This window comes from Saccharospirillum alexandrii (assembly GCF_043641555.1).
Classification (GTDB): domain Bacteria; phylum Pseudomonadota; class Gammaproteobacteria; order Pseudomonadales; family Natronospirillaceae; genus Saccharospirillum; species Saccharospirillum alexandrii_A.
Genome location: NZ_JBHZRJ010000002.1, coordinates 582,413 through 594,660, shown reverse-complemented (window position 1 = coordinate 594,660; position 12,248 = coordinate 582,413). Strand labels below are relative to the sequence as shown.

At 55.5% G+C, this 12,248-nt stretch carries 12 protein-coding genes and 1 tRNA gene; 8 read left to right on the top strand and 5 right to left on the bottom strand.

From position 1 onward, the window contains the following. The first annotated feature begins 23 nt into the window (after nucleotides 1-23). From ACHUE7_RS08605 to ACHUE7_RS08575, 7 genes are all read left to right on the top strand, one after another. On the top strand, nucleotides 24-527 hold the full coding sequence (locus ACHUE7_RS08605; RefSeq protein ID WP_394169604.1) for a TIGR03546 family protein: 504 nt from the start codon (nucleotides 24-26) through the stop codon (nucleotides 525-527). A gap of 12 nt (nucleotides 528-539) precedes the next feature. Next, the gene (locus ACHUE7_RS08600) at nucleotides 540-2,399 is read left to right on the top strand and encodes a TIGR03545 family protein (protein ID WP_394169603.1); all 1,860 of its coding nucleotides are present in this window, start codon (nucleotides 540-542) and stop codon (nucleotides 2,397-2,399) included. A 54-nt stretch (nucleotides 2,400-2,453) separates the two neighbouring features. Continuing rightward, nucleotides 2,454-3,266, top strand: coding sequence for a pseudouridine synthase (locus ACHUE7_RS08595; RefSeq protein ID WP_394169602.1), 813 nt, complete (start codon nucleotides 2,454-2,456; stop codon nucleotides 3,264-3,266). A gap of 122 nt (nucleotides 3,267-3,388) precedes the next feature. Next, the gene (locus tag ACHUE7_RS08590) at nucleotides 3,389-4,579 is read left to right on the top strand and encodes an amino acid aminotransferase (protein ID WP_394169601.1); all 1,191 of its coding nucleotides are present in this window, start codon (nucleotides 3,389-3,391) and stop codon (nucleotides 4,577-4,579) included. A 79-nt stretch (nucleotides 4,580-4,658) separates the two neighbouring features. Further along, nucleotides 4,659-6,677, top strand: a complete 2,019-nt coding sequence (gene uvrB / locus ACHUE7_RS08585) for an excinuclease ABC subunit UvrB (RefSeq protein ID WP_348475562.1) — start codon at nucleotides 4,659-4,661, stop codon at nucleotides 6,675-6,677. A gap of 252 nt (nucleotides 6,678-6,929) precedes the next feature. Continuing rightward, nucleotides 6,930-7,676: an alpha/beta fold hydrolase gene (locus tag ACHUE7_RS08580; protein WP_394169600.1), complete on the top strand. Its 747-nt coding sequence runs from the start codon at nucleotides 6,930-6,932 to the stop codon at nucleotides 7,674-7,676. 13 nt (nucleotides 7,677-7,689) lie between these two features. Beyond that, nucleotides 7,690-7,893 carry a 2-hydroxymuconate tautomerase family protein gene (locus ACHUE7_RS08575; RefSeq protein ID WP_394169599.1) on the top strand — a complete coding sequence of 68 codons (204 nt, stop codon included), beginning with the start codon at nucleotides 7,690-7,692 and terminating at the stop codon, nucleotides 7,891-7,893. Between the two features lie 92 nt (nucleotides 7,894-7,985). On the opposite strand, the gene ACHUE7_RS08570 is transcribed toward ACHUE7_RS08575, so the two are convergent. The 5 genes from ACHUE7_RS08570 to ACHUE7_RS08550 form a co-directional block, all read right to left on the bottom strand. After that, nucleotides 7,986-8,062 (bottom strand) — tRNA-Val (locus ACHUE7_RS08570). Nucleotides 8,063-8,171: 109 nt separating this feature from the next. After that, nucleotides 8,172-8,570, bottom strand: coding sequence for a globin (locus ACHUE7_RS08565; RefSeq protein WP_394169598.1), 399 nt, complete (start codon nucleotides 8,568-8,570; stop codon nucleotides 8,172-8,174). Between the two features lie 199 nt (nucleotides 8,571-8,769). Continuing rightward, nucleotides 8,770-9,258 (bottom strand): hypothetical protein, encoded by a 489-nt coding sequence (locus tag ACHUE7_RS08560; RefSeq protein ID WP_394169597.1) that lies wholly within the window; start codon nucleotides 9,256-9,258, stop codon nucleotides 8,770-8,772. 521 nt (nucleotides 9,259-9,779) lie between these two features. Continuing rightward, nucleotides 9,780-10,199 (bottom strand): S24 family peptidase, encoded by a 420-nt coding sequence (locus ACHUE7_RS08555; RefSeq protein WP_394169596.1) that lies wholly within the window; start codon nucleotides 10,197-10,199, stop codon nucleotides 9,780-9,782. A 75-nt stretch (nucleotides 10,200-10,274) separates the two neighbouring features. Beyond that, nucleotides 10,275-11,168, bottom strand: coding sequence for a chemotaxis protein (locus ACHUE7_RS08550; protein ID WP_394169595.1), 894 nt, complete (start codon nucleotides 11,166-11,168; stop codon nucleotides 10,275-10,277). A 290-nt stretch (nucleotides 11,169-11,458) separates the two neighbouring features. Between ACHUE7_RS08550 and ACHUE7_RS08545 the strand changes: the two genes are divergently transcribed. Next, nucleotides 11,459-12,247, top strand: a complete 789-nt coding sequence (locus tag ACHUE7_RS08545; RefSeq protein WP_394169594.1) for a MipA/OmpV family protein — start codon at nucleotides 11,459-11,461, stop codon at nucleotides 12,245-12,247. Nucleotide 12,248 lies beyond the last annotated feature (1 nt).

Sequence of the window (12,248 nt, the reverse complement as noted above, 5' to 3'; positions counted from 1 at the left end):
GACAACCATGCGTGAGGGACACCATGCTGACTCAGTTTCTGAAATTTTTTAAAGCGTTGAATTCAGACGCCGGCCCCTGGCAACTATCCTTTGCCGTAGGGCTGGCGCTCATTATCGGGCTGACGCCGCTGTGGTCGGTGCACAACCTGCTGATCATACTACTGGCCTGCATTCTGCGGGTGCATTTTGGCACCTTTCTGGTGTTCTGGGTGGTGTTCACCGGGTTTGCCTACTTGCTGGACCCGGCCTTTGACGCCTGGGGTTACGCCTGGCTGACGCACCCCGGCCTGACCGCGACCTGGACGTCCCTGTACCAGAGTGATGTCTGGCAGATCATCAGGTTCAATCACACGATCACACTCGCAAGCGTCGTGGTTTCGGTGCTGCTGTTTATGCCTGTAGTGCTGATCATGCGTTACGGGGTGGTGCAGTATCGAGCCCGGCTGATGCCTTGGGCGAACCGTCTGAAACTGGTGCAAATTGTTAAGGCCAGTAAAGTCTATTCCCTGTACGAACGAGTGAGCTAAGGAGCGCCACAGATGAAGCTTTTTCGATGGAGCGGCCTGATCGCTTTCGTGGTTGTGCTGTCACTGATCATTGTGATCGGCGTCCTGTTTCTGGATAACTGGGTTAAATCGGCTCTGGAGGCCGGCGGTACCCGGGTTCACGGTGCGGAAGTCAACGTCGCCTCGGTGGATTTGTCGCTCAGCCCGCTTGGGTTTGATATTCGCGGCGTCCAGGTAACCGATAAGGAAAACCCTGAGCGCAACCTGTTTGAGCTGGGTACCGCCCGGCTGGCGATGGATCTGCCCAAGTTGTTTCTTGGCAAAATCAGCATTGATGATCTCACTGTCTCAGGCTTGAGCAGCGGTACCGAGCGTGATGAGCCCGGGCGCATCGTCCCGGTCGACACCAGCGATTCGGGCCCTGGAGTGGCTCAGAGAGCCCGCGATACAGCCGCCAGCAGAGCTGAATCGGTTCGTGCGGAATTACCGGAACCGACTGATGCGGTCGATCAGGCATTGACGCAAACCCGGTCAGCCACAAACCAGGCCAGCACCACCTTTGAGCGTTCCCGTTCTGAGGTTGGCAGCGCCCTGACTAACCTTCCGGACGATGACTCCATTGAGCAATACGATGAACGCATTGAAGCCCTGCGTGGTCGCTCGTTGAACTCACTGGACGCGATTCGTTCGGCCCGGTCAGATCTGCAAGAATTGCAGCGTCAGGCCCTGGAAGATCAACTGTCAGTAGCCGCGGCGCGCCAGGCGGCGAATGCGGCCGTTAGTAACAGCCAGGAAGCGCTTGAAGCCGTGTTAGCGGCACCGGCTGCTGATTGGGCTGCGTTGCGCGAAGCTTACCCGCTGAACCAGGCCTCGGCGGTTCGGGCTGGTCGGTTGCTGCTTGGTGATGCCATTTTCGACCGATACGATCAGGCCCGTAAGTACTACACCCAGGCTGCTCCCTGGCTGCGCCGGCTGGCGCCTTCGGGTGGCGAGCAAGAGGAAGCTGCGCCAGCCCGGCTGGATGGCCGTTATGTCCGGTTCGACACACCCAACCCAACGCCCAACTTTCTTTTGCGCCAGGGGCTGATCAGCTTTGAGGCGGATAACTGGCCCTGGTCACTGACCATGAGTCAGGTAACCGGTCAGCAACGCCTAACCGGGGAGCCGGTTCGACTGCAGTTAATGCGGGGTGAAGCCGGTGATGAAGCCATGCGCATTGACGCGGTGCTGGATCGCCGGCAAGCGACCACGGTCGATCGCTTTGAGTTGATTGGCCGTGACCTGGCGTTCTCGCCACGGTCGTTGGACCTGGGGGGTGTCGATGTCGACTGGGCACCAGGCACGGTTGATTTGGGTGGTGAAGTCACCGTAACCGGTGATCAGGTCGATGGCCTGATCGAGCTGAGCTTCAGCGGCTCAGAATTTGAAGCCCGCGGTGAAGGCCGGATCGCAACAACGCTCGGCGATGCGCTTGAAAGCATAGCCGCGTTCGACATTGGCATTCGGGTAACCGGCGACATTGATGCGCCTGAACTGCAACTGACATCCGATCTGGACAATCAGATCCGGTCGGCACTGTCGGCCGCCTTGCAGGCGGAATACAACCGCTGGCTGGAGGCCACAAGAGCGCGACTGGATGCTGAAGTGGAAACCTTGACAGCGCCCTTACGGGCACGGTTTGATGAAATTGAAGCCCAGGGCGATGCAGTCCGGGATCAGGCTGATGAGTTCCAGCAGCAGGTTATGGACCGGTTGGACGCACTGGAACAGGAACTGCTGGATGAGCGCGACCGTCTGAGCAATGCGGCCGACGCCGAGCGTCGCCGCGCCGAAGATGAAGCCCGCCGGCGCGCCGAAGACGCGCTGGAAGATCTTAAGCTACCCAGCTTTTAAATACTGAGGTCGGTCCGGTTTTCTGCTGGTTCGACCTGACAACGGAAACCGGCTATGCGCATAGATGTAGTACTCGAGGTGGAGGCAACCGACTCGCTGATCGCCATCGATTTTCTGGTCGATAACATTGAGTTGTCGAAGTCCCGTCTGAAAGACATGATGAACAAGGGGGCGGTCTGGCACGTTGATGCCAAAGAAAACCGGCAGCGGCTGCGCCGGGCGATGACCGACCTCAAAATCGGCGATCGGCTGGAGGTCTTTTATGATGAAGATCTGCTGTCGTTGCGACCGCCATTGCCCCGTCTGGTTCAGGACCTGACGCACTACAGCGTTTGGGATAAAGGGCCGGGCTTGCTGATTGAAGGAACCGACTGGGGCGACCATGCATCGCTGATCCGGCTGGTTGAGCTTTACTTCAAACCGCGCCGGGAAGTGTTTGTCGTACAGCGCCTTGATAGCGCGGCCTCTGGTCTGGTCATTGTCGCCCATAGCCGCAAGGCTGCGGCGCTGTTAACCGAGCTGTTTGACACTCCCAATGCGGTGAGCCAGCAATTTCGCGTCGAAGTGGCGGGTGATGCGCCCGAAGACGGGGATATTGATACACCGCTGGACGGTAAGCCAGCCCAGACCCGGTTTAGAAAACAGCGTTATGAAGCACATCCGAACCGGTCGGTACTGGATGTCTGGCCGAAAACCCGGAACAAACACCAGATTCGCCGGCACCTCGACAGCATTGGCCACCCGGTCATGGGCGACCCGCGATATGGCAAAAACAACGAGAGTCACGAGAACCTGAAATTGAAAGCGGTTGAAATGCGCTTCGACTGCCCAATTACTAAAGAGACGCAGGTGTTTTCGTTGTTGTAGTGACTGATCCAGCGCCCCGGTTTTTTCGTGGCTGGGGTTGTGACACCGCGTTATAATCGGCTGTCACCGGTGGTGACCAAGCCCAACCCTCACGACTACATAACAAAAGGATCCTGACTGTCATGTTCGAACGAGTTCAAGCAGCCCCGGCCGACCCCATTCTTGGGTTAAACGACGCCTTTGCCGCCGACAAGCGCCCGCACAAGGTTAATCTGGGCGTTGGGGTGTTCATGAACGATGCAGGGCAGACACCGATTCTGAACACGGTTAAAAAGGCCGAAGCCGAGCTGGTGAATTCCGAAACCACCAAGAGCTACCTGGCCATATCGGGCGACGTTGAGTACGGCCGCCAGGTTCAGGCTCTGTTGTTCGGGGCTGACAGCCCGGTGATCCTGGAGAAGCGAGCCCGCACCGCACAGTCTCCCGGCGGTACTGGTGCCTTGCGCACGGCGGCCGAATTCATGAAACGCCAGTTGGGCGTGAACCGCATACACGTGTCCAACCCAACCTGGGCCAACCACGGCAATATTTTCGAAAGCGCTGGCCTCGGTATCAGTCAGTACCGGTATTACGATGCGGAACAGCAAGGGCTCGATTTTGATGGCATGCTGGCCGACCTGGAACAGGTTGATGCCGGTGACGCCGTACTGTACCACGGCTGCTGCCACAACCCGACAGGCATCGACCCGACGGGTGAACAATGGCATCAATTGGCCGAACAGGCCAAGCGCAAGGGCTTTGTCGTTCTGTTCGACTTTGCCTACCAGGGCTTCGGCAAGGGCATGGACGAAGACGCCGCCGGTTTGCGCGCCTTTGTCGATCGTATTCCGGAATTGATAGTCGCGAATTCGTTTTCCAAAAATTTCGGTCTGTACAACGAACGTGTTGGTGCCATGACATTGGTGGCCAGCTCGGCAGAAACCGCCGACAGCGCCTTCAGCCAGGTGAAATCCATCATTCGGGGGAATTATTCCAACCCGCCGGCGCATGGTGCCAAGGTGGTTGCTGCCATTCTCAAGGATGACACCTTGCGTGCCGAGTGGATTCAGGAAGTGGCCGACATGCGCGATCACATTCATGAACTGCGTGATGCCCTGGTTGCAACCCTGAAAGCCAAGGGCGCGAAGCGCGATTTCAGCTTTATTCAGCGCCAGAACGGCATGTTTTCGTTTTCCGGCCTGACCGGCGATCAGGTCAATCGATTGCGTGAAGACTACGGCATTTATATGGTCGGCAGTGGTCGCATAAATGTTGCGGGCATGTCGAAAGCCAATATCAATGCCGTCTGTGACGCCATCGTCGACGTATTGTAATCTGACCGGGCGGGGAGCAGAGAGGTAAACCGGCTCTGCTCCCCGCCCGGTAAACCAAGCTCCCAGCCCAGTGATGCCCATGAAACCCTTTAAAGTTCATTCCAGGTACCAGCCAGCGGGAGATCAGCCCAAGGCGATCGACCAACTGGTAACCGGCTTGAACGCCGGCCTGACCGCTCAGACCCTGCTCGGGGTGACTGGCTCCGGCAAGACGTACACCATGGCCAAGGTCATTGAATCGGTGCAACGGCCGACCATTGTACTGGCACACAATAAAACGCTGGCAGCACAATTATATTCCGAATTCCGGGAGTTTTTCCCGGAAAACGCCGTCGAGTATTTCGTCTCCTATTACGACTACTATCAGCCCGAAGCCTACGTGCCGTCTTCCGATACCTTTATTGATAAAGATGCGTCGGTGAACGAACACATTGAACAGATGCGGCTGTCAGCCACCAAAGCCTTGCTCGAGCGACGCGATGTACTGATTGTTGCGACGGTGTCGGCCATCTACGGTCTGGGGTCGCCCGAATCCTACCTGAAAATGATTTTGCATCTGAAGCGTGGCGATGCTGTTGATCAGCGACAGGTGCTGCGCCGTTTGGCAGAGTTGCAATACAGCCGAAATGACATCGAGTTTGGTCGGGGTACCTATAGAGTCCGGGGCGATATCATTGATGTGTTTCCGGCCGAATCGGAACTGGAAGCATTGCGCATCGAACTGTTTGATGACGAGGTGGAAAACCTCAGCCTGTTTGATCCGCTCACCGGTGAAGTATTGCAAAAGCTCACCCGCTATACGGTGTATCCGAAAACCCACTATGTAACGCCTCGGGAAACCATACTGGCGGCCGTCGATAAAATTGACGTTGAACTCAAGGAACGACTGACGGTACTGGAGGATAACCGCCGCCTGGTCGAAGCCCAGAGGCTGGAGCAGCGCACCAAGTACGATCTGGAAATGATGCGCGAGCTGGGTTACTGCAACGGCATTGAAAACTACTCGCGCTATCTCTCTGGCCGCAACCCGGGTGATCCGCCACCGACTTTGTACGAATACCTGCCCAAAGACGCGCTGATGTTTATCGATGAATCCCACGCGACCTTGCCGCAATTGGGTGCCATGTATAAAGGGGATCGCTCGCGCAAAGAGACGCTGGTTGAGTACGGGTTTCGTTTGCCTTCGGCACTCGACAACCGGCCAATGCGGTTTGAGGAATGGGAGCGACTGGCGCCTCAGGGCATTTATGTGTCGGCCACACCGGGTAAATACGAGGAAGAACACACCCAGCAGGTTGTTGAGCAACTGGTTCGACCAACGGGCCTGGTTGACCCGATTATTGAGATCCGCCCGGCAACCACCCAGGTGGATGATCTGTTGCACGAAATCAATCTGCGGGTAGCGGTGGGCGAGCGCGTTCTGGTAACCACTCTGACCAAGCGCATGGCGGAAGATTTAACCGATTACCTGAATGAAAACGGCGTCAAGGTGCGTTACCTGCACTCGGACATCGACACCGTTGAACGGGTGGAGATCATTCGTGATTTGCGGCTGGGCGAATTTGATGTGCTGGTTGGTATTAACCTGCTGCGAGAAGGTCTCGATATGCCCGAAGTGTCGCTGGTGGCCATTCTGGATGCCGATAAGGAAGGCTTTTTGCGCAGCGAGCGATCCCTGATTCAAACCATTGGCCGGGCGGCGCGTAACCTGAACGGTAAAGCGATTTTGTACGCCGACAGAATGACCGGTTCAATGGAACGCGCCATTGGCGAAACCGACCGGCGCCGTGAAAAACAGATTGCGCACAACCTGGCTGAAGGTATTACGCCTCAGGCGCTGGTCAAAGACGTGCAGGACATTCTCGAAGGGGCCGTGGCGCCGGGGCGCAAAGGCAAGATAGCGCGCAATCGCAAGAAGGTTGAGCGCATCGATGCTGAAGCACGCGATTACGCCACCATGACGGCGGCGGAACTGTCGAAAGTGATCGTCCGGCTGGAAGACGACATGCACCGGGCGGCCAAAGACATGGCCTTTGAAAAAGCGGCCGCCTTGCGCGACGAGATGATGGAAGCCAAAGAACATTTAAAATCAGTCTGAAGGCTCCGAGGTTGAATGTTGAACGTTGGCTGGAATCCGCACCGGTTACCGGGTATGCCTCTCGGGTGGTGCGACACTCGCTCGGCGTGAATCCGTCCGTGGAGCCTAGACCGCAGCATCAATGCTGCGGACTACCCCGCAGAGCCATACCCGGTATCCGCCGCTCGCTATTTGCTAACTCCAAACATCTTAATATTAAGGATTTCCAATGTGCCTGGTTTTATAAGCGTGGGGCAGGGCTCAACGGTAGTAATGCTTCATAGTTCACTGAGTTCATCGGGCCAGTGGCGTGATCTTATTCGCCGACTACGGGGCAGGGCTCAGTGCCTGGCGATGGATTTATACGGTTACGGCGAGACGCCGATGCCTGCGCTTGAACATATGCAGTCATTTACACTGTGGCATGAAGTGGCGTTGCTGGAAACAATACTGGAACAGGAGCAGATTCAGGGAACAGTGAGGCTGGTAGGGCACTCCTACGGTGCCGCAGTCGCCCTTGCCTTTGCGCAAAAACATCCTGATCGGGTAGAGCGTCTGGTGCTGTTTGAACCGGTGTGTTTTTCCATTCTGGAGGATGGGCATGAAGGTTTGAAGGACCTTGAATCGGTGTTGCATGTGTTTGACGATGCATCGACCGCTTCAGATCCAACGGCGCAGGCTCGGCGATTTATTGAGTATTGGAATGGCCCGGGTGCCTTTGATGCCATGCCCGAACGGCTGCAGCAGCTGTTTACCCACCAGGTTAAGAAAGTCGATCTCGACTTTCAGGCGCTGATGCACCCAACTTTCACCGCAGATGCTCTGGCACCGATCGCTGACCGGCTGACGCTACTGCACGGCGAACAAACCCGGTCCAGCGCTCGTGCCCTGATAGAGCAACTGAAACACTGGTTGCCGGAGGCCAGGGTGGTGAACACACCGGGCGGTCATATGGCGCCGCTGACTCATGAAGCGGCTCTGAATACGCAAATCGAGCAGTGGTTGCATCTGAACGACTAACCGAGGAAACCCCATGCCTTATGTCAATATCAAGATCACTCGAGAAGGCGCTACAGCCGAACAGAAACAGCAATTGATACAGGGCACCACCGAATTACTGCGCGATGTGCTGGGTAAGAACCCGGCCACGACCGTTGTGGTTATAGAGGAGGTCGAGACGGACAATTGGGGAATTGGCGGCGAGTCCGTCACGGTTCGACGAAAGCGCGGAGAGTAGAGCTTTCGGGTCGAACTGCCAGTTCGCAGCCGGTTTCCCACCTGACATAACAAAAAAAGCCACCCAAGGGCGGCTTCTTTTGTTATGTAATTTGGTAGGACTACCCAGATTCGAACTGGGGACCTCTACCATGTCAAGGTAGCGCTCTAACCAACTGAGCTATAGTCCTGAAGAACGAGGCGTATGATACCTGTACCGGGTTCCAGTGCAAGCCTTTTTTAGCAAAAAGATAACGGATTCAACCAGTTACCGGATTTGGCGGGGCTTAGGCTGGCTGGTTAGTAGGCCTCTTTGATCAGACGGACACCAGGTTCTATCGCCCGGCGCCAGCTGGTTTCAAGATCATCCGAAAATTCCGGATCGTGTTTTCTTAAGGTGCGCATTAGGGCGTCGAGCCAGAGGCCATACCATTCCGGTTTGATGTTATAGCCGGTACGGTCATGACTTTTGCCGAGGGCTCTGAGCTTGGTGTCTGGCATGCCACGGGCATGCAATACCAGTTGCATGATGCCGTTTCGCAGCAGGTGGCGCTGTTGTTTCATGTCGGTGTCGACAAACTGCGCACGAATGGCGTCTGAGCTGCTCATAAAATGGTCGTAGAAATCGACGAAAAAACGGTCTTTGTTGCAAACGCGTCCATAGCTTTGGAATACACTGTCGCTGTCTTTCGACGTCATTGTGGTGCCTCTTGAAAGTGCAATGTGGGTGGCCTTTGCGTTTTGCGGTCCTTGCAGCGGGCCGAACGGGTAGGCTATCAGCAGAAGACTGGAAGTTTACTGATCGAAATCAAGAGGTTGGCTATGAAGGGGGCAACAAACCCGGGATCACACCGAGCATCGGGTGATCCGGATTCGTAGGAGTGCAGCGGGGTTTTGGTTATTCGCTGACGCGCCAGCTTTGTACCTTTTCCAACCCATTTTCGAGTATCCAGGTATTTAGCAATTTGGGCGCACGGGTTTTCTTTTCTACCGTCTCCAGGCTCATCGGGTGACGATAAACACCGGGCTCCAGCGCTTTTGCTGGCTGCGGACGGCCTTTGCCAATTACCTTTTTCGGCTGCTTTTTGGCATATTCTTCGAAAAAACTGGCCAGTCGTTTTAACAAAGCCGATTGTTTTTGGCGAACCAGGGTTTTGGTAATCCAGTCACCAATTTTCACACTGCGCCGGGAAAACAAATCTTCTTCGGTAATGCCGTATTCGCGCTCCAGCGTAGCCAGATATTCCATGTAGGCGTTAAAACCGGCTTCTTTTTTCAGCGCGGTTTCTTTTAGGCGAATCAGGTTTTCAAGCTCAGATTCGTATTTCTGAATTTCAGCATCAATGTTTAGCGCGTCGATGCGAACAGCAGAGTGTGTTTGTGTCATAGGCTTCCAATGTTCACGGTTAATATCAATAGTGACAGTGTTATAGGAGTGCCGGACCATCTGCAGGCAAACCCGTTGAGTCTTTATGTTTGTGACACCCCATATCGCCTAAACAGGCTCAAACTGGGGGGTGGCGCCATCAGTAATTGCCAGGGTCGGGTAAAGGGCCTGTCGTTCACCCTGGTTTTTAGTGCAATGGTTAACGCAAAAAACAGAAATAACAGACTATATCCGTTGCCTTTGCCAGACTGGATCAAATGTGCGTTATGGCTTTTATGACAGGCCATTGAATCGACAGGGTTTTAAAGCGGGAGCAGTAACCCGGTAAAGCGACTCATTTAAAGACGTTCACAAATAACCCTGGTGTATCCGCGTTGGCGTTGGGATTAGCGGTTAAACCAAATTCAATTCGCCGCGAAATAATATAGTACAAATAAGAAGACTGTCTGGCGAAAAGTCAGTATTTGACGCCGCTGGAATATTAGTCGATATCGCATTTGCTTTCAATTGCCGCAATAGGCTTACAGTGACCGAATAATGTGGCTCACTTTGCCAATCAGGCTAAGGGTTTCATGTTCCGGCACCACCAGAATGTCAAAATCCGGGTGTCTTGGCAGTAACCTTGGGCTCGGAGTCAGTTGCAGTTCCCGCACCATCAGCTCACCATTGTAGCCGGCCAGTATGATGTCGCCCTGGCTGGCTCTGGCACTGCGGTCAACGATCAGGGTGTCGCCCGCGATGATGCCAGCCTCGGCCATAGCCATGCTGTGTACCGAGACCAGGATGCTGGATTCCGGATTGCGGATGCACAGGCTGGCCAGGTCAATACCCGGTATATCGTGATCGAGCCCTTCATCATCATCGACGGACTGGCCTTCGACAAAAAGCGGCAGATTCAGTTGCGGGCCTGTATTGCAGCGACCGAGCAGTTGCACAGACATAACGACTCCTCCAAATACTGTTTATGCATACAGTATGGTGGATGCGTGCGGGTTTGCCAACTGCCGAAGTGAGGTTTATGAAGCTTGAACCGACTCTGCGCCCCGGAGCATGGCCATAACCAACTCTTCTGCGTCAAATTTGGTCAGGGCTTCATTGGCACCCACCTGATTGGCGTAGCTGACGCTCATTTCGCTGTTCAGGGAGGTGTGCAGAATGATGTAGGCGCCCGCCAGGTCGGCATTGTCGCGAATATTGAAGGCCAGTTCGTAGCCGTCGAGGCCGGGCATCTCGATGTCACTGACCAGAAGGTCAATGGGGTGGCCCTTGCTGGCTTCGGCTTTGAGAATCTCCAGCGCTTCCATGCCGTTGTTGGTTACCTGATAGGTAATGTTCAGGTTATCGAGGGCATCAGACAATTGCCGACGGGCGACGTGGGAGTCGTCTACCAGCAGAATGTTCAGTGGTTTGAGTTTCTCGCGCTGAACGTCGGTCAGTACCGTGAACTTCTTGTCAGCGGGTGCCGGGTAGACAATCGACAGCAACAGTTCGACATCCAGCAACTGAATGGTCTGTTTTTCATCGATCAGCAAGCCGGTCAGGAAGGCATTGCGCCCCAGCATCGAGGGCGGCGTTTTAATGTCGCGCCAGTTGGTGTCGACAATGCGTTCAATCTTTCGAACCAGAAAGCCGACTTCACGGCGCTGGCAATCGGTAATGATGATGGATGCGGAAGCGATTTCGTCTGGCGACAATGGCTGGTAGCCGACTGCATAGGCCATATCGATCACCGGAATGGTTTTACCCCGGATGGTCGTCACACCCAGCACCGAAGGGTGGTCCTGAGGCATTTTGGTGAGCTTGGCAGTTGGGATGATTTCCCGCACTTTTAGGGTGCCGATGGCAAAGGTTTGACGGCCCGTCAGTGTAAACAGGAGTAACTTTTGGGCATGCTTTGCCTTACTGCTCATAAAAACCTCGCGAAACTGTCCTGGCGCCCGACACTTCGGGCACCTTTGGCATGATACGTTATCGGCCAGTCGCTACGAAACCCAAGGGTGGATTTGACCACTGATCAGTCTGGTTAGAAATCGGGTATGGTACAAAATGAAGGCGCCTGCGTAATGGTAGGCTAGTCCGGGCTAGAAGGTGAATTGAGTGTGGGATTAATGCCCGGACTTCAGGCAATCTGGACGCAGCGTCCCCGCCTGGTGATTGCCGTACGGATACTGTCGACGAACGAATAAGGAAACCGTGAACGATGCGCATGGCCGCAAAGGTGTTGGTTGTTTTGGGGTGTTTCGGGGTCTCTGGCCCGAGCCTGGCGGATAACGCATTCAGCCTGGGGCTTGGGGTGACGGCCAGTGAGCAGCCCTTTGGGCAAGGCTGGCGAGCGCTGCCAGCGCCGAGTTTTTCGGTCGAGTACGAGGGTTACCGGCTGGCTACCCGGGGCCCGGGCCTTGCGGCTGACCTGGTGCCTTCCCGGGCACTGAGCCTGGGGCCGCTGGTGCGATATTCAGGAGGGCGGGAGAGCGATGAACTGCCGGCGAAATATCAACAACAGGCAGACATACCCGCCTCTGCGGAGGTCGGCGTCAGCATCGGCTCTGGCATTCCGTGGCGGGTTGTCGGGGTGCCTTTGCCAGGCATACTGACGGCATCGGCGGATCTGGTGACCACCTTACCGGGCGGCCATGAGACGGCCGTTTTTGCACCCTCGGTAGGCTGGGTCAGTCCGGTGACAGATCGATTGACTCTGATTGGCTCACTCGGCAGTCAGTGGGGAACCGAGGCTCATATGACGACGTTTTTTGGGGTGGAGGCAACGCCCGATATGGGTGTTGGTGCCTATCAGCCCGAAGCGGGTTTGAAGAATCTGAGTCTCAGTCTGATCGCCTCCTACCAGCATACGGAACGCTGGTCGACGATTTGGCTGACGTCGGTTAACCAATACCAGGGCGACGCTGCCGATAGCCCGCTGGTGCGGGATACCGGCGCGTTGAACCGGGTGTTTCTGGTGTGGGGCGTCACCTACAACGGCTTGTTTTAAG

What these genes read in the sequence shown, in the direction of transcription:
- ACHUE7_RS08600 (WP_394169603.1), top strand. Translation starts at nt 540, where the DNA reads ATGAAGCTTTTTCGATGGAGCGGCCTGATCGCTTTCGTGGTTGTGCTG.
- ACHUE7_RS08565 (WP_394169598.1), bottom strand. Translation starts at nt 8,570, where the DNA reads ATGACGTCGAAAGACAGCGACAGTGTATTCCAAAGCTATGGACGCGTT.
- ACHUE7_RS08605 (WP_394169604.1), top strand. Translation starts at nt 24, where the DNA reads ATGCTGACTCAGTTTCTGAAATTTTTTAAAGCGTTGAATTCAGACGCC.
- ACHUE7_RS08590 (WP_394169601.1), top strand. Translation starts at nt 3,389, where the DNA reads ATGTTCGAACGAGTTCAAGCAGCCCCGGCCGACCCCATTCTTGGGTTA.
- ACHUE7_RS08575 (WP_394169599.1), top strand. Translation starts at nt 7,690, where the DNA reads ATGCCTTATGTCAATATCAAGATCACTCGAGAAGGCGCTACAGCCGAA.
- uvrB (WP_348475562.1), top strand. Translation starts at nt 4,659, where the DNA reads ATGAAACCCTTTAAAGTTCATTCCAGGTACCAGCCAGCGGGAGATCAG.
- ACHUE7_RS08555 (WP_394169596.1), bottom strand. Translation starts at nt 10,199, where the DNA reads ATGTCTGTGCAACTGCTCGGTCGCTGCAATACAGGCCCGCAACTGAAT.
- ACHUE7_RS08545 (WP_394169594.1), top strand. Translation starts at nt 11,459, where the DNA reads ATGCGCATGGCCGCAAAGGTGTTGGTTGTTTTGGGGTGTTTCGGGGTC.
- ACHUE7_RS08580 (WP_394169600.1), top strand. Translation starts at nt 6,930, where the DNA reads ATGCTTCATAGTTCACTGAGTTCATCGGGCCAGTGGCGTGATCTTATT.
- ACHUE7_RS08550 (WP_394169595.1), bottom strand. Translation starts at nt 11,168, where the DNA reads ATGAGCAGTAAGGCAAAGCATGCCCAAAAGTTACTCCTGTTTACACTG.
- ACHUE7_RS08560 (WP_394169597.1), bottom strand. Translation starts at nt 9,258, where the DNA reads ATGACACAAACACACTCTGCTGTTCGCATCGACGCGCTAAACATTGAT.
- ACHUE7_RS08595 (WP_394169602.1), top strand. Translation starts at nt 2,454, where the DNA reads ATGCGCATAGATGTAGTACTCGAGGTGGAGGCAACCGACTCGCTGATC.